This window comes from Roseateles sp. GW821-FHT09G09 (genome assembly GCF_059415965.1).
Map to the genome: position 1 here is coordinate 57,769 of NZ_JBWKOG010000013.1, position 23,586 is coordinate 81,354.

The 23,586-nt window shown below is 68.3% G+C and carries 21 protein-coding genes; 8 read left to right on the forward strand and 13 right to left on the reverse strand.

All coding sequences use genetic code 11. From position 1 onward, the window contains the following. Positions 1 to 297: 297 nt before the first annotated feature. Positions 298 to 672 (forward strand): response regulator, encoded by a 375-nt coding sequence (locus tag AC07O8_RS25835; RefSeq protein WP_495050792.1) that lies wholly within the window; start codon positions 298 to 300, stop codon positions 670 to 672. 381 nt (positions 673 to 1,053) lie between these two features. Here the strand turns inward: AC07O8_RS25835 and AC07O8_RS25840 are convergent, their stop codons facing one another. Together AC07O8_RS25840 and AC07O8_RS25845 are read right to left on the reverse strand one after the other, a co-directional pair. Continuing rightward, positions 1,054 to 2,394, reverse strand: a complete 1,341-nt coding sequence (locus tag AC07O8_RS25840) for a sigma-54-dependent transcriptional regulator (protein WP_088403805.1) — start codon at positions 2,392 to 2,394, stop codon at positions 1,054 to 1,056. Next, the gene (locus AC07O8_RS25845) at positions 2,387 to 4,273 is read right to left on the reverse strand and encodes a sensor histidine kinase (protein WP_495050793.1); all 1,887 of its coding nucleotides are present in this window, start codon (positions 4,271 to 4,273) and stop codon (positions 2,387 to 2,389) included. The genes AC07O8_RS25840 and AC07O8_RS25845 overlap by 8 nt, the downstream gene beginning before the upstream one ends. A 283-nt stretch (positions 4,274 to 4,556) precedes the next feature. Here AC07O8_RS25845 and AC07O8_RS25850 point away from each other — a divergent pair, with 283 nt between their 5' ends. From AC07O8_RS25850 to AC07O8_RS25865, 4 genes are read left to right on the forward strand one after another with little or no spacing between them, the layout of a single operon-like run. Further along, positions 4,557 to 5,480, forward strand: a complete 924-nt coding sequence (locus AC07O8_RS25850; protein ID WP_495050794.1) for a branched-chain amino acid ABC transporter permease — start codon at positions 4,557 to 4,559, stop codon at positions 5,478 to 5,480. Between the two features lie 10 nt (positions 5,481 to 5,490). Next, the gene (locus AC07O8_RS25855; protein WP_495050795.1) at positions 5,491 to 6,624 is read left to right on the forward strand and encodes an ABC transporter permease subunit; all 1,134 of its coding nucleotides are present in this window, start codon (positions 5,491 to 5,493) and stop codon (positions 6,622 to 6,624) included. Between the two features lie 22 nt (positions 6,625 to 6,646). Beyond that, the gene (locus AC07O8_RS25860) at positions 6,647 to 7,438 is read left to right on the forward strand and encodes an ABC transporter ATP-binding protein (RefSeq protein ID WP_495050796.1); all 792 of its coding nucleotides are present in this window, start codon (positions 6,647 to 6,649) and stop codon (positions 7,436 to 7,438) included. 23 nt (positions 7,439 to 7,461) lie between these two features. Beyond that, entirely contained in the window at positions 7,462 to 8,178 is a 717-nt protein-coding gene (locus AC07O8_RS25865) for an ABC transporter ATP-binding protein (RefSeq protein WP_495050797.1), read from the forward strand. Between the two features lie 70 nt (positions 8,179 to 8,248). Here the strand turns inward: AC07O8_RS25865 and AC07O8_RS25870 are convergent, their stop codons facing one another. From AC07O8_RS25870 to AC07O8_RS25895, 6 genes are all read right to left on the reverse strand, one after another. Then, the gene (locus AC07O8_RS25870) at positions 8,249 to 8,842 is read right to left on the reverse strand and encodes a GNAT family N-acetyltransferase (protein ID WP_495050798.1); all 594 of its coding nucleotides are present in this window, start codon (positions 8,840 to 8,842) and stop codon (positions 8,249 to 8,251) included. Positions 8,843 to 9,041: 199 nt separating this feature from the next. Further along, complete coding sequence (locus tag AC07O8_RS25875) at positions 9,042 to 10,025, reverse strand: alpha/beta fold hydrolase (RefSeq protein WP_495050799.1); 984 nt, start codon at positions 10,023 to 10,025, stop codon at positions 9,042 to 9,044. 151 nt (positions 10,026 to 10,176) lie between these two features. Beyond that, positions 10,177 to 10,677 carry a MarR family winged helix-turn-helix transcriptional regulator gene (locus AC07O8_RS25880; RefSeq protein WP_495050800.1) on the reverse strand — a complete coding sequence of 167 codons (501 nt, stop codon included), beginning with the start codon at positions 10,675 to 10,677 and terminating at the stop codon, positions 10,177 to 10,179. Between the two features lie 85 nt (positions 10,678 to 10,762). Then, on the reverse strand, positions 10,763 to 11,551 hold the full coding sequence (locus tag AC07O8_RS25885) for a class I SAM-dependent methyltransferase (RefSeq protein ID WP_495050801.1): 789 nt from the start codon (positions 11,549 to 11,551) through the stop codon (positions 10,763 to 10,765). A gap of 154 nt (positions 11,552 to 11,705) precedes the next feature. Next, on the reverse strand, positions 11,706 to 13,898 hold the full coding sequence (locus AC07O8_RS25890; RefSeq protein WP_495050802.1) for a TonB-dependent receptor: 2,193 nt from the start codon (positions 13,896 to 13,898) through the stop codon (positions 11,706 to 11,708). A 155-nt stretch (positions 13,899 to 14,053) separates the two neighbouring features. Then, entirely contained in the window at positions 14,054 to 14,407 is a 354-nt protein-coding gene (locus AC07O8_RS25895) for a DUF2946 family protein (RefSeq protein WP_495050803.1), read from the reverse strand. 246 nt (positions 14,408 to 14,653) lie between these two features. Between AC07O8_RS25895 and lepB the strand changes: the two genes are divergently transcribed. Both lepB and AC07O8_RS25905 read left to right on the forward strand, forming a co-directional pair. Beyond that, positions 14,654 to 15,334: a signal peptidase I gene (gene lepB, locus AC07O8_RS25900; protein ID WP_495050804.1), complete on the forward strand. Its 681-nt coding sequence runs from the start codon at positions 14,654 to 14,656 to the stop codon at positions 15,332 to 15,334. A 121-nt stretch (positions 15,335 to 15,455) separates the two neighbouring features. Continuing rightward, on the forward strand, positions 15,456 to 16,166 hold the full coding sequence (locus tag AC07O8_RS25905; protein ID WP_431102705.1) for a glutathione S-transferase N-terminal domain-containing protein: 711 nt from the start codon (positions 15,456 to 15,458) through the stop codon (positions 16,164 to 16,166). A gap of 197 nt (positions 16,167 to 16,363) precedes the next feature. On the opposite strand, the gene AC07O8_RS25910 is transcribed toward AC07O8_RS25905, so the two are convergent. From AC07O8_RS25910 to AC07O8_RS25930, 5 genes are all read right to left on the reverse strand, one after another. Next, positions 16,364 to 16,624, reverse strand: a complete 261-nt coding sequence (locus tag AC07O8_RS25910; RefSeq protein ID WP_495050805.1) for a SlyX family protein — start codon at positions 16,622 to 16,624, stop codon at positions 16,364 to 16,366. Next, positions 16,621 to 18,471 (reverse strand): DUF885 domain-containing protein, encoded by a 1,851-nt coding sequence (locus AC07O8_RS25915; RefSeq protein ID WP_495050806.1) that lies wholly within the window; start codon positions 18,469 to 18,471, stop codon positions 16,621 to 16,623. Before AC07O8_RS25915 ends, AC07O8_RS25910 begins: the two co-directional genes overlap by 4 nt. 137 nt (positions 18,472 to 18,608) lie before the next feature. Then, the gene (feoB, locus tag AC07O8_RS25920; protein WP_495050807.1) at positions 18,609 to 20,471 is read right to left on the reverse strand and encodes a ferrous iron transporter B; all 1,863 of its coding nucleotides are present in this window, start codon (positions 20,469 to 20,471) and stop codon (positions 18,609 to 18,611) included. Further along, positions 20,464 to 20,784, reverse strand: a complete 321-nt coding sequence (locus tag AC07O8_RS25925) for a FeoA family protein (RefSeq protein WP_495050808.1) — start codon at positions 20,782 to 20,784, stop codon at positions 20,464 to 20,466. Before AC07O8_RS25925 ends, feoB begins: the two co-directional genes overlap by 8 nt. 142 nt (positions 20,785 to 20,926) lie before the next feature. Then, a complete protein-coding gene (locus AC07O8_RS25930; RefSeq protein WP_495050809.1) occupies positions 20,927 to 22,288 on the reverse strand; it encodes a hypothetical protein in 1,362 nt (453 codons plus the stop codon). A gap of 260 nt (positions 22,289 to 22,548) precedes the next feature. Here AC07O8_RS25930 and AC07O8_RS25935 point away from each other — a divergent pair, with 260 nt between their 5' ends. After that, positions 22,549 to 23,565 carry a BMP family lipoprotein gene (locus tag AC07O8_RS25935; protein WP_495050810.1) on the forward strand — a complete coding sequence of 339 codons (1,017 nt, stop codon included), beginning with the start codon at positions 22,549 to 22,551 and terminating at the stop codon, positions 23,563 to 23,565. The last annotated feature ends 21 nt before the right edge of the window (positions 23,566 to 23,586 follow it).

A 23,586-nucleotide genomic window follows, 5' to 3' on the forward strand; every position in this document is an offset into this window, starting at 1 on the left:
AGCAAGGCGGATGCGCAGCGCGGCTCGGGTCTGTGCTGCAGCCTTTGCGCAAGTGCGTTCCGCGAAGGCGCGGATTATGGTCAGAAAGGCGCAGGGCAAACATCCGTCCCGCCCCCTAAGGACGAGGGGGCCGGCGTCCTCCGGGGTTTCCGGCAAGAATGTCCGACCGTCCTTCAGAGGGGGAGGGGGCGGGGGAGGCACGCCATTTGCCGGGTCGCCCTATCGCACGCCCGTCGCGCGTCGGCTCTGCCGCGTTCGCCGGCCTTCCTCCGTGGACCTCTTTCCGCAGGGTTTCCCATGCCTCCCCACGCCGTCATCGTCGACGACAACCTTGAGTCCAGCGAAACGCTGGGCATCCTTCTCGAACTCGAGGGCTACTCCGCCGCCACTGCCGGGACCTTGCGGGAGGCGCGTCAGCGCATCGCTGAACACCGGCCGGACGTGCTGATCCTGGACCGCGCGCTGCCGGACGGGCAGGGGATGGATTTCCTGACCGAGGCCTTGCTGCAAGGACCGATGACGGTCGTGATGCTGACGGGGACCTCGGATCCTGGTGATGCGGCGGAGGCGATCCGTCGCGGCGCGAGTGCCTATCTGGTCAAGCCGGCGACCATTGACCAGTTGAAGGAAGTGCTGGACCGCGCGTCGCAGGCCACTCGTCAGGCGGCCTGAAGCCAGGCGCACGGCGCACACCGCTTCTCCCCCGAACACCTCGGTGCGCATCCGTCGAAGGACGGTGCTGTGTCGGTGTATGGGGGAAGGGTTTTCGCGGCGGAGCCGGGAAAATCTTTCTCCCATACGGACCCAGAGAGGGGGAAGGAAGCGGGTTCCCGTACTTCCACCGCCGCTGGCCCTCACCCCAGCCCTCTCCCGCAAGCGGGAGAGGGAGTCCGACCGGTGCCACTCGTTGCGCTGGCGCCTCTTGCCCCTTTTCCGCTTGCGGGACAGGAGTACGACCGGCTTCATTAGTTGCGCTGGCTCCTCTTGTCCCCTTTCCCGCTTGAGGGAGCGGGTAGCGGTGAGGGGCGCGCGTAGCGCGCGGGGTCTCAGCAGTCAGCGGAAATCGTCGAGCTGGATCCCGTGCCGGTGCAGCTTGTCGTAGAGGGTCTTGCGCGGTGTCCCGAGCAGTTCCATCGCTGCCGGGACCTTGCCCCCTGAGCGGCGCAGCGCCTGCTCGATGAGCGCCTTCTCGACCATTTCCATCTGGCGCGCCAGCGCCAGGTTGGGCACGGCCTGGATCGCGGCCGAGGAGTCGAGGTCGTCGAGCGCCAGCACGAAGCGGTCGGCCGCGTTGCGGATCTCGCGCACGTTGCCCGGCCAGTCGTGGGCCATCAGTTCGCGCAGCTTCTCGGGCGTCAGTTCCGGCGCCTCGCGCTCGTAGCGCTTGCAGGCCTGGGCGACGAAGTGCTCGAACAGCAGCGGGATGTCCTCGCGGCGCTCGCGCAGTGGCGGCAGCACCAGCGTGGCGATGTTGAGCCGGTAGTACAGGTCGCTGCGGAACTGTCCGCGCTCGCCCATCTCCTTCAGGTCGGCCTTGCTGGCCGCGATGAAGCGGACGTTGATGACCTGCTCCTCGTTGGAGCCGAGCCGCTCCACCCGGCGTTCCTGCAGCACGCGCAGCAGCTTGATCTGCAGCGCGACCGGCATGGTCTCGATCTCGTCGAGCAGCAGCGTGCCGCCGTTGGCATGTTCGATCTTGCCGATGCGCCGCTTGCCCGCCGATGTGAACGCGCCGGACTCGTGGCCGAAGAGCTCGCTCTCGAACAGCGCCTCGGGCAGTCCGCCGCAATTGATCGCGACGAAATTGCGATCGCGGCGCGGGCTCTGGTCGTGCAGACAGCGCGCGACCAGTTCCTTGCCCGTGCCGGTCTCGCCGAGGATCATCACGTCGGCCGAGGTCGAGGCCAGGTTGAGCACCTGGCGCCGCAGCTGCTGCATCGCGCCTGACTTGCCGAGCAGCGCCGCCTCGATGCCGCTGGCCGCCGACAGCTGCGCGCGCAGCTCGTCGGCCGAATGGCGGATCAGGCGCAGGTCCAGCGCGCGACGTGCCGTGTCCAGCAGCCGCTCGGGCGCGAAGGGCTTCTCGATGAAGTCGTAGGCGCCGTTGCGCATCGCCTGCACGGCCATGTTCACGTCGCCGTGCGCGGTGATCAGGATCACCGGGATCTGCGGATCGGTCGCCTGCACGTGCGCCAGCAGCGCACGGCCGTCCATGCCGGGCAGGCGCACGTCGGTGATGACGATGACCTGCGCGCCGGGCTGCACGTGCGGCAGCGCCTCCTCGGCCGAGCGGCAGGGCACCACCGCCAGCCCCTCGAGTTCCAGCGTCTGGGTCAGGCTGACCCGCACCGGCAGGTCGTCCTCGACGAACACCACCTTGTAGCCCTCAAACATACTGCCCCTCCTCGGCCTGCCAGGTGTCGACCTCCAGGTCGAACTCGAAACACATGCCATGGTCCAGCCGCTGCGCCCGCAGCGCGCCGCCGAACTCGTGGACGATTTTTGAAGAGATCACCAGCCCCAGCCCCAGGCCTTCGCCGGCGGGCTTGGTGGTGAAGAACGGCTCGAACAGCCGCGGCAGCAGGGATTCGCTGAGCCCCGGCCCGGTGTCCAGCACTTGCACGCGCACGCGCCGGCCATCGTCCGCCGGCACCGCCGCGACGCGCAGCCGGCGCTCGTGACCCTCGTGCGGCGGCTCCGACGCGATCGCGTCGATGCCGTTGGCCAGCAGGTTCACGAGCACCTGCTCCAGCCGGTTGGATTCGGCGCTGACGCGCAGCCCCGCCGGCACGTCGACCTCGACGGGCAGGTCCAGCTGGCGCGTGCGGTGCTCCAGCAGCAGTCGCGCGTTGTTCACGCTCGCCAGCAGCGACACCGCCGTGCGCGACGGCTCCGCCTTGCGGGCGAAGCTCTTGAGCTGGCGCGTGATCTGACCCATCCGCTCGACCATGTCGTCCATCGTCTGCAGGTTGTCCGCGACCGCTTGCGTGCGGCCGGCCTCCAGCAGCCTTTGCGAATTCCGTGCCAGCGCGCGCAGCGCCGTCAGCGGCTGGTTGACTTCATGGGACAGGCCGGCCGACATCTGCCCCAGCACGGCCAGTTTGCTGGTCTGCAGCAGCTCGCCCTCGGCCTGCCGGCGCTGCGCGATCTGGTCCAGCAATTCTTCGTTGGTCTGGCGGAGTTCCGCCGTGCGCTCGTCGACGATGAGCTCCAGTTGCGCATGCGCGTTCTGCAATTCGGTCTTCGCGTGGAAGAGCTGCCGCAGCGCGCGCCGCCGCGACGCGAGGTATAGCAGCAGCATGCCGATCGCCGCGCCGAAGGCCGCGCCGCTCCACGCGGCCAGCCGTGCCTGTCGCCGCACTTCCGACAGGTCGGACAGGGCGAGCAGGCGCACGCCCAGCGGCAGCAGCTGCCGCTCCTGCGCCAGCAGCGTCGTGCTGGCCGGCGCCGGCGCCCGCACCAGCAGGCTGTTGTAGGCCTCCAGCGCGCCGGGCAGGCCCAGGTCCGGCCCGAGCCGCGGGTAACGCGCGCTGGCCTGCAGCCGGTCGCGCTCGGACGGGTCGGCGCGGTTCAGCACCGCGTAGCGCCAGTCCTCGACCGAGCTCATGATCACCACGCCCTGGTCGTCCGAGACCAGGATGCGTTCCCCCTGCGAGCGCAGCCCGAGGTCCACCCAGGTCGCCTCCAACGGCGCCAGGTTGAGCTTCACGACGATCACGCCCTGCAGCTGCTGGTTGCGTCGCAGCGGATGCAGCAGGAAGAAGTTGGTCGAGCCGCTCAGCCCCGACTGGCCGGCGTCCGAAGCGAAGAAGTGGTGGCGGTCCTGCTCGATGGCCTGCTGCAGGCGCAGCGGCGGGGTCAGCGGCTCGCTCGCGGCGAGCACGCGGCCGTCGGGATCGGCCACGAAGATCTGCGTCGTCCCCGCCCGCACGTTGACCCGCGCCAGCAGCAGGCTGGCGGCCTTGCGCAGGGCTTCGTCGTCGGGATGCTCGATCAGCCGGGCCACGTCGCCGTCGATGGCCAGCAGGCTGGGCAGGTAGGCGTGGCGGCCCAGCTCGGTCTGCAGGTTGGACGCGTAGAGCTCCAGGCGTTCGGTCGCCAGCGCGCTCAGCTGGTCCAGGCTGGCCCGTTCGCTGAAGCGGTGGCCCAGCAGCAGGCCCAGCAGCATCAGCACGCCGGTGAGGTACAGGTAGAAGGTCGGCCGGCCGAGGAAATGCGCCAGCCGCTGGCGGACCGATGTCGGGGCGAAGGTGGAGGAGGCGACCGAGGGCATGGGAGACGAAAAATCGACGCTCAGTGTGCCCAACTTGGCGCATGCCTTGCACCCGGCACGACGGCTTTTTTGTGACTGGCGAGGAATCGCCCGGCTGGCTAGGCGGTTTGTGCGGATTTCCGCACCTCGTTGCGTCGCCGAGACTGGGAACACAACGTCGACTCGCGCGCACGGATGTGGCCTTGTCGGTGAATACCCTCGAAACGGATTGCTTGGCACGGGGGTTGCACCCCGAAGCGCCGTCACGCGGTGCGAGCCGTGTCCAACTACATGCTGGGGCCTTATGGAGATACTTTTTCAGCAGATCATCAACGGCCTGGTGCTGGGGAGCATGTATGCCCTCGTCGCACTGGGCTACACGATGGTCTACGGCATCATCAACCTCATCAACTTCGCGCACGGCGACGTGCTGATGGTGGGGGCGCTCGTCAGCTGGACCGTGGTCACGGCGCTGGCGTCGCTGGGCCTGCCCGGCTGGGCGCTGATGCTGATCGCGCTGGTCTGCGCGGTCGTGATCTGCACCTTGCTCAACTACACGATCGAGAAGATCGCCTACCGGCCGCTGCGCAACGCGCCCAGACTGGCGCCGCTGATCACCGCGATGGGCATGTCGCTGCTGCTGCAGACGCTGGCGATGATCATCTGGAAGCCGAACCCCAAGCCCTTCCCGCAGCTGCTGCCGGCGGATCCGATCCACCTCGGCGGCGCCGTGATCACGGTGACGCAGATCGTGATCCTGGTGACCACGGTCGTGATCCTGGGCGGCCTGCTGTTCCTGGTGAACCATACCAAGATGGGCCGCGCGATGCGCGCCACCGCCGAGAACCCCCGCGTGGCCTCGCTGATGGGCGTGAAGCCTGACGCGGTGATCTCGCTGACCTTCATCATCGGCGCCGCGCTGGCCGCGGTGGCCGGCCTGATGTGGGCCGCCAACTACGGCACCGCGCAGCACACGATGGGCGTGCTGCCGGGCCTGAAGGCCTTCACCGCCGCGGTGGTGGGCGGCATCGGCAACCTGGCCGGCGCGATGGTCGGCGGGGTGCTGCTGGGCCTGATCGAGGCGATCGGCGCCGGCTACCTCGGCGACTGGACCGGCGGCGTGCTGGGCAGCCATTACTCCGACATCTTCGCCTTCATCGCGCTGATCCTGGTGCTGACCCTGCGGCCGTCCGGCCTGCTGGGTGAACGCGTCGCCGATCGCGCCTGAGGAGCCCCCCATGTTCCAGACCAAATCCTCCAAGCTGATCACCTTCCTGATCGCCGGCGTGCTGCTGCTGGTGCTGCCGCTGTTCGCGCAGCAATTCGGCAACGGCCCGGTCCGCATCATCGACCTGGCGCTGCTGTACGTGCTGCTGGCCCTGGGCCTGAACATCGTCGTCGGCTACGCCGGCCTGCTCGACCTGGGCTACGTCGCGTTCTACGCGGTGGGCGCGTATCTCTTCGCCCTGCTCAACAGCCCGCACCTGGCGGAGAACTTCGAGCACATCGCCGCGGCCTTCCCCAACGGGCTGCACCTGCCGCTGCTGCTGGCCATCGCGCTGGCGGCGCTGCTGGCCGGCGTCTTCGGCGTGCTGCTGGGCGCGCCGACGCTGAAGCTGCGCGGCGACTACCTGGCCATCGTGACGCTGGGCTTCGGCGAGATCATCCGGGTGTTCCTGAACAACATGGAATATCCGCTGAACATCACCAACGGCCCGCGCGGCATCGGCCAGATCGACGGCGTCCATTTCTGGGGCTTCGAGTTCAGCCAGAACCACGAGATCCTCGGCTTCGCCGTCAACTCGGTGTCGATGTACTACTACCTGTTCCTGGCGCTGGTGGTCGGCTCGGTGCTGATCTGCTACCGGCTCGAGAACTCCCGCATCGGCCGCGCCTGGATGGCCATTCGCGAGGACGAGATCGCGGCCAAGGCCATGGGCATCAACACCCGCAACATGAAGCTGCTGGCCTTCGGCATGGGCGCCACCTTCGGCGGCGTGTCGGGCTCGATGTTCGGCGCGTTCCAGGGCTTCGTGTCGCCGGAATCGTTCAGCCTGCAGGAGTCGATCATGATCGTCGCCATGGTGGTGCTGGGCGGCATCGGCCACATCCCGGGCGTGATCCTGGGCGCGCTGCTGCTGGCCGCGCTGCCGGAAGTGCTGCGCTACGTCGCCGGCCCGCTGCAGGAGATGACCGACGGCCGCCTGGACGCGTCCATCCTGCGCCAGCTGCTGGTGGCGCTGGCCATGATCGTGATCATGCTGATGCGTCCGCGCGGCCTGTGGCCGTCGCCTGAGCACGGCAAGTCCCGGCCGCTGCCGCCGGGCGCGCAGCCGCCCGCGAACGCCGGCAATGCGATCAACGCCACCTGACCCGCGCCAGGAGCAAGAACCAATGACTGAAACCGTACTGAAAGTGGCCGGCGCGTCCAAGCGCTTCGGCGGTCTGCAGGCGCTGTCGGATGTGGGCATCGAGATCAAGCAGGGCCAGGTCTACGGCCTGATCGGTCCCAACGGCGCCGGCAAGACGACCTTCTTCAATGTGATCACCGGGCTGTACGTGCCCGACGGCGGCAGCTTCGAATTGGGCGGCCAGCCCTACAAGCCGCAGGCCGTGCACCAGGTCGCCAAGACCGGCATCGCGCGGACCTTCCAGAACATCCGGCTGTTCTCGGACATGACGGCGCTGGAGAACGTGATGGTCGGGCGCCACGTGCGCACGCACTCGGGCCTGATCGGCGCGGTGCTGCGCACGCCGGGCTTCAAGAAGGAGGAGGCCGAGATCACCGCCCGCGCCCGCGAGCTGCTGGACTATGTCGGCATCGGCCGGCATGCCGACTTCAAGGCGCGCACGCTGTCCTACGGCGACCAGCGCCGGCTCGAGATCGCCCGCGCGCTGGCGACCGATCCCAAGCTGATCGCGCTGGACGAACCCGCCGCCGGCATGAACGCGACCGAGAAGGTCGTGCTGCGCGAGCTGATCGACCGCATCCGCAACGACGGCCGCACCATCCTGCTGATCGAGCACGACGTGAAGCTGGTGATGGGCCTGTGCGACCGCGTGTCGGTGCTGGATTACGGCAAGCTCATCGCCTCCGGCACGCCGGCGGAAGTGCAGCGCAACCCCAAGGTGATCGAGGCCTACCTCGGCGCCAACGCCGCGCAAGAAGCCCACGCGGCCCCCTGACCCGACCCATGGAAATCGAAAAGATGGCAGACAACATCCTCCTCCAGGTCGAGGGCCTCAAGGTCGCGTACGGCGGGATCCAGGCGGTCAAGGGCGTGGACTTCGACGTGCGCCAGGGCGAGCTCGTCTCGCTGATCGGCGCCAACGGCGCGGGCAAGACCACCACGCTCAAGGCCATCACCGGGCTGCAGCCGCTCAACGTCGGCGACGTGAAGTTCATGGGCCGCTCGATCAAGGGCCAGGGCGCATGGAACCTGGCCAAGCAGGGCCTGGTGATGGTGCCCGAAGGCCGCGGCACCTTCACCCGCATGACGATCACCGAGAACCTGCAGATGGGCGCGTTCATCCGCAAGGACAAGGAGATCGAGGCCGACATCGAGAAGGTCTTCGGCCTGTTCCCGCGGCTCAAGGAGCGTCGCAACCAGCTCGCCGGCACGATGTCCGGCGGCGAGCAGCAGATGCTGGCCATGGGCCGCGCGCTGATGGCGCGCCCCAAGCTGCTGCTGCTGGACGAGCCGTCGATGGGCCTGTCGCCGATCATGGTCGACAAGATCTTCGAGGTCGTGAACGACATCCACAAGCAGGGCGTGACGGTGCTGCTCGTCGAGCAGAACGCCAGCCGCGCGCTGGAACTCGCCAACCGCGGCTACGTGATGGAGTCGGGCGCGATCACGATGCAGGGCGACGGCAGGACGCTGCTCAACGACCCGAAGGTCCGCGCGGCCTACCTCGGCGAATAAGTGGGCGAGTGAGTCGGCCCGCGAGCCACACGCAGCATGACGAGGGGCCCGCGAGGGCCCCTTGTGCTGTTCAGGGTTCCCCGGGCCGGTCCCGGGGCACCATCGCCAGGTAGTCGTCGACCCGGCCGCCGTCCAGCGGTTTGACCATCACGCGCAGCTCGTTGACGCGCTGGCCCATCGTGAGGCCGTCGCGACGGCGGACCTCGGTGAAGCCCTGGCGCTCCCAGAAGCGCTCCGCGCGGTGGTTGCCGACGACGACACCCAATCGCACCCACCGGGCGCCGTTGCGCAGCATCCAGCGCTCCAGTTCCGCATAGATCTCGCGGGCGGCCGCGGAGCCGTGCAGCGAGGTGGCGACGATGAAGAGTCCGACCAGCCAGACGCGGGGGGCCATCAGGTCCGAGACCAGCGAGGCCATCGCGACCAGTTCGCCCGAGTCGTCCGCGTAGCCCAGCAACCGTTTGGCGCTGAAGCTCCACCCGTCGGGAGGCAGGTCGCGGATCTCTTCGCGGGCTTCGTCGGGGCGGGGCGGGGCGCCGTTCACCTGCTCGAAGTACAGCGGATTCCGTTCGTAGAACCGTTGGAGCAGGTCCTCATCGCTGGCCTGGAGTTCGAACACGCGGACATGGGGCAGCAAGGAGGAGGGCGGCAGGGGGATCGGCATCGGCGGGGTCCACGCGCCGGCGCGTCAAGGCGCCGGCCATCGGAAAGATCACCGAGCGTACCAAACGGAGCGGCAGACGAAACCCCGCGTCTGACTTCCCCCGAAGGTGGGGGGCGGGTCTTGCGCCGCGGTCGCCCGGCCCCTTGATCGGGAGCGGGGCGACCGGCGCTTCAAGGGGCTACCGGGGTAGCCGAAGGTGTCACTGGCGGATGAAGGCCAGCAGGTCCGCGTTGACGCGGTCCTTGTGGGTGTCGGTCAGGCCGTGCGGCGCGCCCGGGTAGACCTTCAGCTCAGAACCCTTGATCAGCTTGGCCGAGGCGCGGCCTGCCGCGTCGATCGGCACGATCTGGTCGTCGTCGCCGTGGATGATCAGCGTGGGCTTGTCGAACTTCTTCAGGTCTTCGGTGAAGTCGGTTTCGGAGAACGCCTTGATCGAGTCATAGGTGTTCTTGTGGCCGCCTTGCATGCCCTGGAACCACCAGTTGTCGACGAGGCCCTGCGAGACCTTGGCGCCCGGACGGTTGAAGCCGTAGAACGGGCCGGCGGGGATGTCCTTGTACAGCTGCGAGCGGTTGTCCAGCTGCGCCTTGCGGATGCCGTCGAAGACGGCGATGGGCAGGCCGCCGGGGTTCTTGTCGGACTTGACCATGATCGGCGGGACGGCGGAGATCAGCACCGCCTTGGCCACGCGCGAGGTGCCGTGGCGGCCGATGTAGCGGGCGACTTCGCCGCCGCCGGTGGAGAAGCCGACCAGCACGGCGTTCTTGAGGTTCAGCGTCTCGATGACGGTGGCCAGGTCGTCGGCGTAGTGGTCCATGTCGTTGCCGTCCCAGGGCTGGCTGGAGCGGCCGTGGCCGCGCCGGTCATGGGCGATGACGCGGTAGCCGTGGTCGGCCAGGAAGATCATCTGCGATTCCCAGCTGTCCGAGTTCAGCGGCCAGCCGTGGCTGAACACGACCGGTTGGCCGTTCTTCGGGCCCCAGTCCTTGTAGTACAGCTGCACGCCGTCCTTCGTGGTGATGTAAGACCCCGACGGTTGCGCGCTGACGACCGGGGCGCGTGCGGGCTTGGCCTCCGCGGCGAGGGCCGGCGTGGCAACCGCGCCGGCAATGGCGACGGCCAGCGTCGACAGGACCAGCAGTTGGCGACGCGATTGGCGGGCGAGGGTGGCGATGGCGTTCATGGTGGGCTCCTTCTTGGATGGGATGAGCGGGTGGTGGAAAGGGGGGTTGGTGCTGCGGGATCGGATGTCAGGGATTCGAATTGCTTGCTAATTGTTTGTGTGCGAAGCAAATGGTGCGGGGAAGCGGTGTTCGAGTTCGTCTGACTGGCGCTCAGCCGGCCTTGCGGGCCATGCGTTCGCGGAGCACGAGCAGCCGGTCGCGGAGTTCCATCAGTTCGGAGAGGTCCGAGTCGGAGGCATCGACGATGCACTGCGGCAGGTGCGTCGAGCGCTTGCGCAGCGCGCGGCCGGCGGTGGTCAGCGTGATCAGCACCTGGCGCTCGTCCTGCGGCGAGCGGTCGCGGCTGACCAGGCCCGCGGTTTCCAGCCGCTTCAGCAGCGGGGTCACAGTCGGAGAGTCGAGGAACACACGCGCCGCGATCTCGCCGACCGTCAGGCCGTCGCGTTCCCACAGCACCAGCATCACGAGGTACTGGGGGTAGGTGAGGTCGAGATCCTTCAGCAGCTCGCGGTAGACCTTGTTCATCCCCAGCATCGTCGAGTAAAGCGCGAAGCAGAGCTGTTGATCGATCTCCAGCGGCGGGCAGACGGCGTTGGCGTGGGCGGCGGTGCCGGTCGCCTTCTGCTGCTTGGGGGGGGTGGTGCGTGCCATGGAGTGAACTTTAATTAGTGTGCGAATGAATTGCAAGCGAAAAATTTGACGATGGTACCGAGGCGGGGTTCGACGGCGTCCCAGCTCACTCCGCCTTGCGCGTGCAGAAGAACTCCCACACCGACTTCGGCTTGCCGTAACGGCTGAGCGTGCGCTTGTCGAAGTGCTCGATGTCGAAGCACGCGGCGAGCACGTCCTCGATCTTCTCGCGGGTGAAAAACTGCTTGGCGACGCCGTCGACGATCGTGAGCGCCCAGGACGACGCGTCGTCCGGCGCGCCGTAGTGCCAGTCGTCCTCGGCGTTCACGCATCCGATGAGCCGGCCGCCCGGCGCCAGCACACGAGCGATCTCGCACAGCGCGCGCTGCGTGTCGCCGCGGTCGAAGTAGTGCAACGAGAGCTGCGCCACGGCCAGGTCGAATTCGCCATCGGCCAGCATCGGCATCGCACGCACATCGGCCAGCACGTGCCGCGCCCGCGGCGACTGCAACCGGCAGCGCGCGAGCGCCTCGGCCGAGATGTCGATGCCGGTGACCTCGACGCCCAACTCCAGCAACGCGGCCGTCTCCCAGCCGTCGCCGCAGCCGATGTCCAGGGCGCGGCGCACGCCCGGCAGACGGTGCTGCCAGTCGCTCAGCCAGGCTTCGTCCTGGCTCAGTGGCTGTGCGGCGTAGCGGCGATTCCAGATGTCGGAGGGGGAGGGCGCGTCATCCGGCGGCGACCGAGCGTCAGCCAGAGGCGCCGGGGCCCCTTTCCGCTCAATCGCCTCCTCACGCTCGGCATTCGCTCCAAGGGGCCCCGGCGCCTCCGGCTGCGAGGCAGTGAGCGGTTCGTCGTCAGGGTGAGGAGGGAAGGCGGTGGGCTCGGCACTCATGCGCCGCAGCCTACCGCGTGCAGAGCGTCTTCGCCGTGCGCTGCCCCACCTTCGCCCGATACAGGCGACAGGGCGGCGCACGGCAACGACGGGCCATGAACGGCCATCAACGGCCATCAGCGGCGAGCTGTCGAGCTCGCCGTCGTTCCAGCGGTCAGAACTCCTTCGTCAGGCTCACGTAGACCGTGCGGCGCTGTCCGTACTGCGGCGCGCCGACACCGATGCCCGAACCGTCACGCAGCTGGTAGCCCTTGTCGAAGAGGTTGAGCACCGACAGCCGCGCCTCCACCGGACCGCCGCCGCCGAAATCGAACTTCTTGCTGACGTCCGCGTTGACGCTGGTGTACGAGGGCAGGTGGGTGGTGTTGGCGAAGCCGTTGCGCAGGCCACTGCCGAACAGCGCGCTGGCGCCGACCGCGTAACCCTCGTCCAGCCGCACGTTGACGCCGGCCGAGGCGCTCAACTTCTGCTCGTGGTCCAGGTGCACCCAATGGTTGGCGATGAAGTCCAGTTCGTCCTGCTCGAAGTTGAACTGGCCCGTCTCGACCTGCTGTGCGCGAGCGTTCGTGGTGCCGAGGTTGGCGTAGGCGGACCAGGTCCGTTCCTTGTAGTTGGCCGACAGGTCGACGCCGTAGATGCGGCCCTTCGCATAGTTGAAGGCCGAGTAGATCAGCGCGTTGCCGAACTGGCCCTCGTCTTGCAGGTGCCGCACCGCGCGGTAGTAGCCGTCGATGCCCAGCGTCAGCTTGGGCGTGACCTGCCAGGCGGCGCCGGCGTCGTAGTAATTCGACCGCTCCGAGCGCACCGCCGTGTCCGCGTCCGTCGGCAGCGCGTTGGTCGTGCCGGCGAAGGCCGCCACCGAGGTGGTGTCGATCTTCTCGGTCGGCGGCGGGGTGAAGTAGCGCGCGTAGCCGGCATGCAGGCGCACCGTCGGCGCCGCGTCCCAGACCAGACCGATGCGCGGGCTCAGCTGGTGTTCCTTGGTGACCGTGTCGACCTCGTCGTAACGCGCGCCGTAGTTCAGCGTCAGCGTGCGGTCCAGCTTCCATTCGTCCTGCAGGTAGGCGCCCCACAGGTGGCCGCTCAAGCGGCCGCTGTCGGCGATGCTGACGGGCACGCCGCTGGTCTGGTTGCCGTCGTCGTCGGCCGGGAAGACCAGCGCGTTGTTGACCGTGCTGGCGTGCTCGCGTTGCGCGAAGAGCCCGGAGCGGATCGTGTGCGCGCTGTCGAGTCGCCAGCTCGCATCGGCCTGCACGCCGTTGGCCTCGTTGCGGCGCAGGATGTCGGCGGCGACGCCGAGGTACTGCAGGTCGCCGGTCGCGTCCGGCGAGTAGTGGACGTCGGTGTAGCGGTGGAACAGCGAAACCTGGTAGTCGATGTCGCGGCCGATCACGCTCTGGTAGCTGACGACGGCGAAGCGGTTGCGCTCGCGCTGGTGCGCGTCCAGCGTGCTCGAATCCTTGTCCGGCGTGCCGGCTATCGTGAAGGCCGTCGACTGTCCCGGAGAGTTCGGGATCTGGAAACGGTTGTCGGTGACGCCGGCCATCGCGGTAATGCGGCTGTCGTCGTCGAGCAGATAGGACACCAGGCCGAAGCCCTTGCCCTGGTGCGTGCGGTCATGCAGCGCGTCGCGCGACGGCGTCGGGTTCTCGATGCCCAGGTCATTGCCGAGGAAGGAGCCGCTGAACTCGTAGCTCAGCCGGCCTTGCGTGCCGTGCACCGACAGGTCGAGCTCGCGCGATCGCTGCGTGCCCAGCGTGATGCCGGCACTGCCGGCGAAGGGCTTGTCATCGTCGCCCACGCCTTTGGTGGTGATGTCCACGATGCCGGCGGTCCGGTAGCCGTATTGAGCGGGGAGCGCGCCGGTCAGCAGGCTGATGCTGTCGGCGAAACGTGTCTCCAGCGTCTGGCCGAAGCCGCTGATGGCCTCGGGGATGACGACGCCGTTGATGCGGTACTGCAGGTTGGCGTGGTCGCCGCGCACATGCAGGCCGCCGTAGGAGTCCTGCACGACGCCCGGGGTCTGCAGCAGCACCTGGTTCAGCGGCGTGTCGTCGCCTTGCGGGAGGCGGGCGATGTCGTTCCTGTCGAACTTGTAGATCGTGCTGCCGGTGTCGGGCGACAGGCCGTTGCGCGCCGCGTCGAGGCGGCTGCGCGCGCCCTGGACCTGGACGGTGGGCAGCGGCGTGCCGCCGGCGGCGGTGGGCGCATCAAACGTGCTGGTCGTGGCGACAGTGGACGCGGGGGCAGCGGTGGCGGTGTCGTCGGCGCGTGCCGGCAGCGCGTGCAGCAGCGGATAGGCAAGCGACAGGGACAGCGCGAGCACGCGCAGAGAAGGATGGGTCATGGTGGAACTCTGGCAATCTGAAATCGGTCGAGCACAGGCCAGCCGTGGAGGCCCGGTCGCCGAAGGCTTCCATCACGCGTCGGGGCGTTCGAGACGTTCGAGGCGTTTGAAGCGTTCAGGCGCGGGCGGACGGCGCTGTGGTCAGGAGGTCGAGCTCAGATCGCCAGCGGCGGGCCGCGGCTGCGCGGCGGCGGCGCGGGCATCGAGCGCGTGACGCGCTCGGCGGCGGCCGCCTGGACGTGGACGGCCTCGGCCAGTGCGAGCACCGGCGCCTCGGCGCGGGCCGAGGCGGCCAGGTCGTCGAAGGCGAGACAGACCTCGCACAGCCGATCGGCGGACAGGTCGTCCGGATCGGCATGGGCGACGTCGTCGCGACCGGCCTGGACCGTGGCGGTCGCGGGCCCGTGTCCCCGCGCACCGGTCAGATGACCGATGCCATGCCATACCGCGCCCTGCTGCGAGAGCAGCATGAACAGCGGGAGCAGCAAGTGCAGGAGGTGCTTGCGCATGGCGCGGAATTATGAAGGCCGGAAGGCGCCCGGCCGAACGTCAGGCTGTCGCGAAGCTGTCGTCGTCCCCGGGGCGGATCGTGCATGAACAGCACGCGAGCAGCGCGTGAACAGGGGGTGGGCGCTGGGCGATCGCTGGCGAAGCCGCCACTCAGGCGCGGATTTCCGCCAGTCGCCGCACGAGGTCGCGGCGCGACCCGGTGGCTAGACACACTGGACGCCGTCATCCGACCTTGGAGTGCTCCCATGAAGATGCCCGTCGCCGCCTGGTTCCGCGAGAACCGCAGCTTCCTGCTGTTCCTCGTCGGCTTCCTGTTCTTCCGCACCGCGATCGCGGACTGGAACCCGGTGCCCAGCGGGTCGATGCGACCGACCATCCTCGAGGGCGACGTCGTCTTCGTCGAGCGCGTCGCCTACGACTGGAAGCTGCCGCTGACCGACATCTCGCTGCGCCGCGTCGCCGAGCCGCAGCGGGGCGACGTCGTCACCTTCGGCTCGCCGCGCGACGGCACGCGGCTGATCAAACGCGTCGTCGGGATTCCCGGCGACACCGTCGAGCTGCGCGCCGACCGGCTGATCCTCAACGGACAGCCGGCGGACTATGCGCCGGTGGAGGAGGTGGCCGAGGCGCTCGCGCCCGGCGTCGAGGTCCGCGGCGTGCGCGCGGTCGAGGAGTGGGGCGGGCAGCGCCGCGTCGTGCAGTTCCTGCCGGAGGTGCGCGCGCGGCGCGACTTCGGCCCGATCGCCGTGCCGGCCGACCAGTTCTTCATGATGGGCGACAACCGCGACAACAGCGAGGATTCGCGCTTCATCGGCCTGGTGCCGCGGCGGCTGATCATCGGACAGGCGCATCGCGTGCTCGTCTCGGCCGACATCACCGGGCATTGGGCGCCGCGCTGGGACCGGTTCGCGGCGCCTCTGCGCTGAGTGCGGCGGGCGTGGACCGCACCGGGCACGGATCGCATTGACCCGTGTCCCGCAAGGTCTCTCGGGCGCCGCAGAGAATGGTCCGTCGATCCTGCCTTCACAACATCCAGACGGAACTCTCATGACGGACCTGTCCAGCTTCCCCATCACCAAGAAGTGGCCCGCGCAGCACCCCGAGCGCCTGCAGCTCTATTCGCTGCCGACGCCCAACGGCGTGAAGGTGTCGATCGCGCTCGAGGAACTGGGCCTGGCCTACGAGCCGCACCTGGTCAGCTTCCAGACCGACGACCAGCTGACGCCCGAGTTCCTGTCGCTGAACCCGAACAACAAGATCCCCGCGATCATCGATCCCGACGGTCCCGGCGGCGAACCGCTGCCGTTGTTCGAGTCGGGCGCCATCCTGGTGTACCTCGCGGAGAAGACCGGGAAGCTGATTCCGCAAGACCCGGCACGTCGTTATGAGACGCTGCAGTGGGTGATGTTCCAGATGGGCGGTATCGGGCCGATGTTCGGCCAGGTCGGCTTCTTCCACAAGTTCGCCGGCAAGGACTTCGAGGACAAGCGTCCGCGTGATCGCTATCTCAATGAATCGAAGCGCCTGCTGGGTGTGCTCGAGCAGCGCCTGACCGGCCGCGGCTGGATCATGGGCGACGAGTACACGATCGCCGACATTGCCATCTGGCCATGGGTCAACAACCTGGTCGGTTTCTACGGCGCAGGAGATCTGGTCGGCTTCAGCGAGTTCAAGAACGTGCAGCGCGTGCTCGAGGCCTTCCTGGCGCGCGATGCGGTCAAGCGCGGACTGAATATTCCGGCGCGTCCGGCGGCCTGAGCAAGAGGGCCTCAGTACTTCTACCGCTGCTGGCCCTCACCCCCGCCCTCTCCCGCAAGCGGGAGAGGGAGTCCGACCGGCTCTACTCGCAGCGTCGGCGCCTCTTTGTTTTGCTCCTGCCTGCGCGAGAGCGCTGGCGCCTCTTTCTCCCTCTCCCGCTTGCGGGAGAGGGCCGGGGTGAGGGCCAGCGGCCTCGCTCAGTAATGCGGCGGCAACTCGTCCCGCAGCCCGCCGGAGCCATCGCCGCGCCCTTCGGGCACCTGCCGGCGCAACTGCATGACCTCGCGCACCAACGCGTCGATCTGCTCCTGCTGCTTCGCGACCTGCGCGTTCAGGTGGTCGACGAGATCCTCGGCGAAGCTGGCCTTGATCTCGAGCTCCGTGACGCGAGACTCAAGGACCCGGACTTCTTCACCGCAACCTCCGGTGCCGCCGCCACTGTCGGTGCCGTCGCTCATTGCGCCGCCTTCGCCACCGGCTGCGACATCAGGTCCGCGATCACCGACACCGGCGCGTTCCCGTAGCTCAGGAACTGCTCGTGGAAGGCCTTCAGCTGGAAGTCCTTGCCCAGCGCCTGCTTCCTCTGCTCGCGCAGCTCCATGATGTCGCTGTAGCCGCTGAAGTAGCTCGTCAGCTGCACCGAGGTCAGCTGCACCCGACGCCACTTCTCGCGCGCCTCGCGCTCGGTCTGGAAGGCCTGGCGCTGCAGCAGGTCCAGCGCCTGCGCCTCGGTCATGCCCAGCACGTGCACGTTGTAGTCCAGGATGGTGTTGGTGACGCTGCGCAGGTTCCACTTGCCCCACATCAGCCACATCTCCGGCGCGTTCCCGCCGTAGCCCGACTCCAGCATCATCCGCTCGCCGTAGACCGCCCAGCCCTCGACCATCGCGCCGTTGCCGAACAGCGTCTTCACCAGCGACGGCGACTTGTTCGCGTGCACCAGCTGCGTGTAATGCCCCGGCACCGCCTCGTGGATGTTGAGGATCTGCAGGATCCAGCGGTTGTACTCGCGCAGCGAGCTTTCCGCCTGCTCCGTGGTCAGGTCGTCCAGCGGCGTGACGTTGTAGTAGGTCCGGTCCTGCGGCCGGTAGGGACCGGGTGCCTCGATGCCGGCGCCGGCCACGCCGCGTTGGTAGACCGGCGTCTCGCGCACGATCAGCGGCTTGCTCGCGTCCTGCGTCAGCAGGTCGTGCTCGGTGATCCAGCGCTCCAGCTGCGGGATCTGCGCGCGGATCTCCTTGACGAAGTCCTCGCGCTTGACGTGCTGCTCGCTCAGCTTGCCGATGACCGCGCCGATGCGGGCGAAACGGTCCTCCGGCTTGGGCGCGTCGCCCATGGTTGGCGTCCACAGCTGGTCGGAGATCTGCGCCATCTGCGTCAGCAGCGCCTCGCGCGCCTTCAACGCGCGCTGGTACATCTGCTCGGCCGAATGCACCGACTGGATGTCGTAGCCGAACTTCTGCTCGTACAGCGCCTGGCCCAGGCGGAAGCTGCGCGCCTTGCCGCTGGCCTTGCCGTCGGCCAGCAGCTGCGTGAGCTGCGTGCGGTAGCCCTCGACCGCGGTCTTCGCCGCGGCGATGCGGTCGGCGAGCTGCTTGCGCTCGGCGTCGGTCAGCGACGCGGCGTCAGCGCCCTGCGCGGCCTTGGCCACTTCGTCCAGCACGCTCAGCACGCCCGGCGCCTGGTCGATCGCCAGTTGCGTGTGTTCCAGCGTCGGCTGCTTCAGCAATGCGGCGCCGGCGCGGTAGTAGGCCGGCACCTGCGCCAGGCGCGCCGAGATCGTCTTCAGCCGCACCGGCAACGGCGCGTAGTCCGTGGCGAGGATGTAGTCGATCGGGCCGGCGATGTTGAGGAAGGACGGGTTCCACTCGTACTCGCGCAGCTCGGTCAGCTGGAAGCGGTCGCTGCGCAGCTTGTTGAGCAGTTGGCCGAGGTCGGTGCGAGCGGCCGCGCTCAGCGTCTTCGCATCGACGGCCTCGAAGCGCTTGAGCCAGTCGGTCGCGAAGCTCAGCGAGCGGGCGCGCATCGCGCGGTCCGGCGCGGGCAGCTCGGCGGCGTATTCATATCGGCCGGCGCCGATGGCGGCGTCCGGGTCCAGGCGCCAGAGCGCCTCGATGTAGTCGTTGGCCAGGCGCTGGAAACGCGTGTCGGCGTCCAGGGTCTGGTCCGGCGCGAGCTTGATGACGCCGCGCGTCGGCTTCGGTGCGTCGGCGGCGAGGACGGTGCCGGCGGACAGCGCACCGAGGCTGGTCAGCGCGGCCACGGCCAGCGCGGAAAGGGTGTGACGGGTGGGGCGATTCATCATGGGGCGCGAGCATAGCTTCGCGCGACCCGCCCGGACAGCCTGCCAAAAGCAAAGGGCGCCGATCGATGCGATCGGCGCCCTGGTGTGTCGATGCCGTTTCCGGCGCGGGTCGACCTCGGTCAGAGCTCATCTCGACATCAGGTCAGCAGCCAGCGGCTCACGTGGAAGGTCACCCACGACGCGGCGTAGGCGAGCACGAACAGGTAGGTCAGCATGATGGCCGGGATCTTGTAGCCGCCGGTCTCGCGCTTGACCGCCGCGATCGTCGACAGGCACTGCGGCGCGAACACGAACCACGCGAGCAGCGAGAACGCCGTCGGCAGGCCCCAGGTCGAGGCGATCAGCGGCGTCAGCGCCTGCGCGGCCTCGTCGCCGGTGGCCGACAGCGAGTACACCGTGCCCAGCGCGCTGACCGCGATCTCGCGGGCGGCCATGCCCGGCACCAGCGCCAGGCTGATCTGCCAGTTGAAGCCGATCGGCTCGAAGATCGTCGCCAGGCCGCGGCCCAGGTAGCCGGCGAAGCTGTACTCGATCGCCGGGCCGGTCGCGCCTTCGGGCGCGCCGGGGAAGGTCGACAGCACCCACAGCAGCAGCGTCAGCGCCAGGATGATGCCGCCCACGCGCTTGATGAAGATCTCCGCGCGCTGCAGCAGGCCGATCGCCACGTTGCGCGCATGCGGCCAGTGGTAGCTGGGCAGCTCCATCATCAGCGGGCGCACCTGGCGGCCCGCGTTCGTGAAGCGCTTCAGCACCCAGGCCACCGCCATCGCCGCGATGATGCCGGCGAAGTAGAGGACGAACAGCACCAGGCCCTGCAGCTCGATGCCGCCCCACAGCTCGCGCTGCGGGATGAAGGCGCCGATCAGCAGCGCGTACACCGGCAGCCGCGCCGAGCAGGTCATCAGCGGCGCGATCAGGATGGTCACCAGCCGGTCGCGCGGGCTCGCGATCGAGCGCGTCGCCATGATCCCCGGGATCGCGCAGGCGAAGCTCGACAGCAGCGGGATGAAGCTGCGGCCCGACAGGCCCACCGAGCCCATCAGCCGGTCCAGCAGGAAGGCCGCGCGCGGCAGGTAGCCGGACTCCTCCAGCAGCAGGATGAAGAAGAACAGGATCAGGATCTGCGGCAGGAACACCAGCACGCCGCCGACGCCCGCGATCAGGCCGTCCACGACCAAGCTGCGCAGATGGCCCTCGGGCAGCAGCGCGCCGGCCTGCTCGCCCAGCCACGCGGTGCCGGCCTCGATCCAGCCCATCGGCGCCTCGGCCCAGGCGAACACCGCCTGGAACAGGAAGAACAGCAGCACCGCCAGCAGGATCGGTCCCAGCACAGGGTGCAGCACGAAGCGGTCGACCTTGTCGCTGGGCAGCTCGCCCTGCAGCGTGTCGAGGCCCAGCGCCTTCAGGATCTGGTTGATGCGCGCGGTGTCCTCGCCTTCCGCGGTGACGGACTCAGTGCGCCAGCGCTCAGGCTCGTCCAGCACCGCGCGCAGGTCGTCGATGCCTTCGCCGTCGGTGGCCACGGTGCGGATCACCGGCACGCCCAGCAGCGTGCTGAGCTTCTGCGTGTCGATGTGGATGCCGCGGCGTTGCGCCAGGTCGGCCATGTTCAGCGCGACCACGCAGGGCAGGCCCTGGCGCTGCACCGACAGGAACAGGCGCAGGTTGCGGCGCAGGTTGGTCGCGTCCAGCACGCAGACGATCAGGTCGGGGCGCTTCTCGCCCTGCGCGCGGCCGGCCAGCACGTCGACGGTGACGCGCTCGTCCGGCGAGCGCGGATACAGCGAATAGGTGCCCGGCAGGTCCAGCACGCGCAGCAGCTTGCCGGCGGCGGTCTTGAGGCGGCCTTCTTTGCGCTCGACGGTCACGCCGGCGTAGTTGGCGACCTTCTGGCGGCTGCCGGTCAGGCGGTTGAACAGGGCCGTCTTGCCGCAGTTGGGATTGCCCACCAGCGCGAGCAGCGGCCCGGCCGGATGGATGTGGACGACGGACTCACGCATGGGCGGCTCCCGCCGGACCCGAGCCTGCTTCAGCCGAGGCCGTCAGGCCGCCGGGCGCGGCGCCTTCGAGCTCCACGCAGGCCGCCTCGGCGCGGCGCAGCGCGAAGGTCGACTGGCCGATGCGCACCACCAGCGGATCGGCGCCGGGCATGGCACGGGCCAGCACGGCGACGTGCTCGCCGGCAACGAAGCCCAGTTCCTCCAGCATCTGTTTCCATTCCGGCGCATGCGCCGGTGCCTGCAGCGCCTTGACGCGATGCGCCTGACCGATGACGGCCTGCGCGAGGGTGGGAACTTGGAGGACGGCGCTCATGTCGTGGACATCTCGGGAGGAGCCTGCAGGCTTGCGAAGCGAAAGATTCTAAATGATAGTGATTCTCAACTTCCTCTGCAGAACCGAGCTGATGGTTCGGTGAACCCGAGGGCGGAGGGCAATCCGCCCGTGCCAACAGGCTTCAGCGCACGCAGGCGGGAGCAGGCTCTCCCACCACGGGGGCGGTCGCGAAGCTCAGGCCTCGTCCGGGTTCGACCGCGAAGTTCCTGGTGCCGGCCCGCGGCGGCCGCAGTCGATAGCCGCACGTCGGCGGGGCGCCGGATCTGCTGACGGCGGTCACGACGTTGCCGATGATCGACAGGTCGTCCGGCGAGGTGTGGTCCTCCCCGGAGCCGTTGACCGCGATCTTCACTGTCACGCCCTTGCCCCTGAACCAGTTGTCCTGAACGACCGTCCTTTTTGTCGGAAGTCCATTGACCGCATCGATACGCAGCTTTGCGTTGAAAAAAATGTTCTGCCGGACATCGACGTCGGACATGGATGCCAGTGCGACTACCCTGTGCGGGCCGCCGCGGAAGGTGTTCCCGATCAATGTCAGGTGGTCCGCCGCCGCGAAAACGGCGAGCGGGTAGAAGCGGGGCCGGGGCTGCTGGGGAATCCGGAACTGCGCGCGGGACGCAATGACATTGCCTTCGATGTGCGTGTTGCCCGACCCGAACAACCGGATGGCCGTCGTGTAGTGGCCCAGGCTCTCCGGCGCCTGTCCGTCCATCGCGTTCCTCGCGAGTTGCGTGGCGACTTCGGCTTGCCCGGCTTTGAGCTTGTCGAGGTCGACCGCGCCGATCAGGTTGTTCCGGATCGTCGTCCCGCCGTGAGACGCCATGCCAGGCGGGGTGAACACGTCGATGCCGACGCCGCCTGTCGTGGAGGATTCGCGCCAGAAGACATTCTCCTCAATGACGCGATGGCCGCCGCCGTGGAGCACCAGTTGTTGCAGCCCGCTGCTGAGGCCTCGCAGGACGTTGCGTCGGATGGTGACGTCTCCCCCTGGAGAGACCAGCATCCGGACGTTCTCGAGATGCAGGCTCTGGACGAGGGTGTCGTCCGCGGATCTTGGATCCCCGCCGAGACCGAGGGTGCTGGTATTGGCGCTGAGGAGCCACGGGTCGCTGTGGTTGATCAGCCGAGTCTTGCCGACCGTGCTGCCGATCAGACCGGTGCCGGCCGGCAGGTCCAGTTTGACCCTGATGCCATACGCCCCGGCGGGCAGGAATAGACGTGCCTTCTCGCGCTGGAGCGTTTTCAGCGCGTCCGACAGTGGTTGAGTGACATCGCTGCCGACGCCGACGATGCCGAAGTCGAGGGCGCAGCGGAGCGTGTGCGGCGTGTCGAGCACGGGCATGGGTTCGCCGGCGCACAGGGTAGCCTCCGGGACCTGCGGGTGGTCGACGGCGCTGGACGGTAATGCGGACAGCGTGGCCAGCGTGGCCAGCGCGGCGATCAGGCACGCGCGGCGGCGTGAGCGGGGGGGATGAATCAGCAAGGGGAGTCCTTCCAGGGGGAACGCGGCGTGCGTCGCCGCCCTGAATTGAAGATCCCCGCCGCTTCTCCCGCCATGACCGCGATCCGCCTCGCCGGGCCGTGGGGATCACCTCCTTGCCGACTGTCTCGACTGGTGAAAGGCACGGCGTTCTGTTCTTGTCCGCCGCCCCCGCAAACGTTTAGCGTTTACCTTGACGTGGCTTACACTCGCGCCTTCTTAGAATGCTCGGCTGCTCCCCACCCTTTGCATCGAGACCGCAAATGATGAAGTTCTCCCTGTCGCCCACGCTGTCGTTCAGCCAGACCGTCTTCTCGATCGCCGCCGGCCTGTCGTTGGCCGTGGCGAGCGGCGCGGCGGCCGCGCAGACCACCCCGGCGGTGATCTTCGACATGGGCGGCAAGTTCGACAAGTCCTTCAACGAGGCCGCGTACCGCGGCGTCGAGCAGTGGAAGAAGGACACGGGCGGCAAGTACCTCGAGTTCGAGATCAGCAACGAGACCCAGCGCGTGCAGGCGATCCGCCGCATGGCCGAGCGCGGCGCCAGCCCCATCATCTCGGTGGGTTTCGCCCAGGCCTCGGCGCTGAACCAGGTCGCCAAGGACTTCCCCAAGACCAAGTTCGTCATCATCGACGAGAAGGTCAACCAGCCCAATGTTCAGTCGGTGCTGTTCAAGGAGCAGGAAGGCAGCTTCCTCGTCGGCGCGCTGGCCGCGCTGACCAGCAAGACCGGCAAGGTCGGCTTCGTGGGCGGCATGGACATCCCGCTGATCCGCAAGTTCGAATGCGGCTATGAGCAGGGCGCCAAGGCGGCCAATCCGAAGGCCGAGGTCTTCAAGAACATGACCGGCACGACCGCCTCGGCCTGGAACGACCCGACCCGCGGCGGCGAACTGGCCAAGGCCCAGTTCGCCAAGGGCGTGGACGTGGTCTTCGCCGCGGCCGGCGGCACCGGCGTCGGCGTCTACCAGGCGGCCAAGGACGCCGGCAAGCTGGCCATCGGCGTCGACAGCAACCAGAACCACCTGCAGCCCGGCACCATGCTGAGCTCCATGGTCAAGCGCGTGGACGTGGCCGTCTACAACGTGCTCAAGGAATGGAAGCCCGGCATCAGCGTGCTGGGCCTGAAGGAAGGCGGCGTCGAGTACGCCGTCGACGCGAACAACGCCAAGCTGATCGCGCCCGCGATCAAGACCAAGCTGGACGCGTACAAGGCCGACATCATCGCCGGCAAGATCAAGGTCGCGGACTACATGGCGGACAACGCCTGCAAGAACTGACCCCTCGCGAGCGAGCGTTCC

Bases quoted from the DNA above. Each gene is read 5' to 3' on its own strand.
- AC07O8_RS25870 (WP_495050798.1), bottom strand. From the start codon at position 8,842: ATGCCGATCCCCCTGCCGCCCTCCTCCTTGCTGCCCCATGTCCGCGTG.
- AC07O8_RS25915 (WP_495050806.1), bottom strand. From the start codon at position 18,471: ATGATGAATCGCCCCACCCGTCACACCCTTTCCGCGCTGGCCGTGGCC.
- AC07O8_RS25845 (WP_495050793.1), bottom strand. From the start codon at position 4,273: ATGCCCTCGGTCGCCTCCTCCACCTTCGCCCCGACATCGGTCCGCCAG.
- AC07O8_RS25835 (WP_495050792.1), top strand. From the start codon at position 298: ATGCCTCCCCACGCCGTCATCGTCGACGACAACCTTGAGTCCAGCGAA.
- AC07O8_RS25860 (WP_495050796.1), top strand. From the start codon at position 6,647: ATGACTGAAACCGTACTGAAAGTGGCCGGCGCGTCCAAGCGCTTCGGC.
- AC07O8_RS25840 (WP_088403805.1), bottom strand. From the start codon at position 2,394: ATGTTTGAGGGCTACAAGGTGGTGTTCGTCGAGGACGACCTGCCGGTG.
- AC07O8_RS25910 (WP_495050805.1), bottom strand. From the start codon at position 16,624: ATGAGCGACGGCACCGACAGTGGCGGCGGCACCGGAGGTTGCGGTGAA.
- AC07O8_RS25935 (WP_495050810.1), top strand. From the start codon at position 22,549: ATGATGAAGTTCTCCCTGTCGCCCACGCTGTCGTTCAGCCAGACCGTC.
- AC07O8_RS25885 (WP_495050801.1), bottom strand. From the start codon at position 11,551: ATGAGTGCCGAGCCCACCGCCTTCCCTCCTCACCCTGACGACGAACCG.
- lepB (WP_495050804.1), top strand. From the start codon at position 14,654: ATGAAGATGCCCGTCGCCGCCTGGTTCCGCGAGAACCGCAGCTTCCTG.
- AC07O8_RS25875 (WP_495050799.1), bottom strand. From the start codon at position 10,025: ATGAACGCCATCGCCACCCTCGCCCGCCAATCGCGTCGCCAACTGCTG.
- AC07O8_RS25850 (WP_495050794.1), top strand. From the start codon at position 4,557: ATGGAGATACTTTTTCAGCAGATCATCAACGGCCTGGTGCTGGGGAGC.
- AC07O8_RS25895 (WP_495050803.1), bottom strand. From the start codon at position 14,407: ATGCGCAAGCACCTCCTGCACTTGCTGCTCCCGCTGTTCATGCTGCTC.
- feoB (WP_495050807.1), bottom strand. From the start codon at position 20,471: ATGCGTGAGTCCGTCGTCCACATCCATCCGGCCGGGCCGCTGCTCGCG.
- AC07O8_RS25865 (WP_495050797.1), top strand. From the start codon at position 7,462: ATGGCAGACAACATCCTCCTCCAGGTCGAGGGCCTCAAGGTCGCGTAC.
- AC07O8_RS25890 (WP_495050802.1), bottom strand. From the start codon at position 13,898: ATGACCCATCCTTCTCTGCGCGTGCTCGCGCTGTCCCTGTCGCTTGCC.
- AC07O8_RS25925 (WP_495050808.1), bottom strand. From the start codon at position 20,784: ATGAGCGCCGTCCTCCAAGTTCCCACCCTCGCGCAGGCCGTCATCGGT.
- AC07O8_RS25880 (WP_495050800.1), bottom strand. From the start codon at position 10,677: ATGGCACGCACCACCCCCCCCAAGCAGCAGAAGGCGACCGGCACCGCC.
- AC07O8_RS25855 (WP_495050795.1), top strand. From the start codon at position 5,491: ATGTTCCAGACCAAATCCTCCAAGCTGATCACCTTCCTGATCGCCGGC.
- AC07O8_RS25905 (WP_431102705.1), top strand. From the start codon at position 15,456: ATGACGGACCTGTCCAGCTTCCCCATCACCAAGAAGTGGCCCGCGCAG.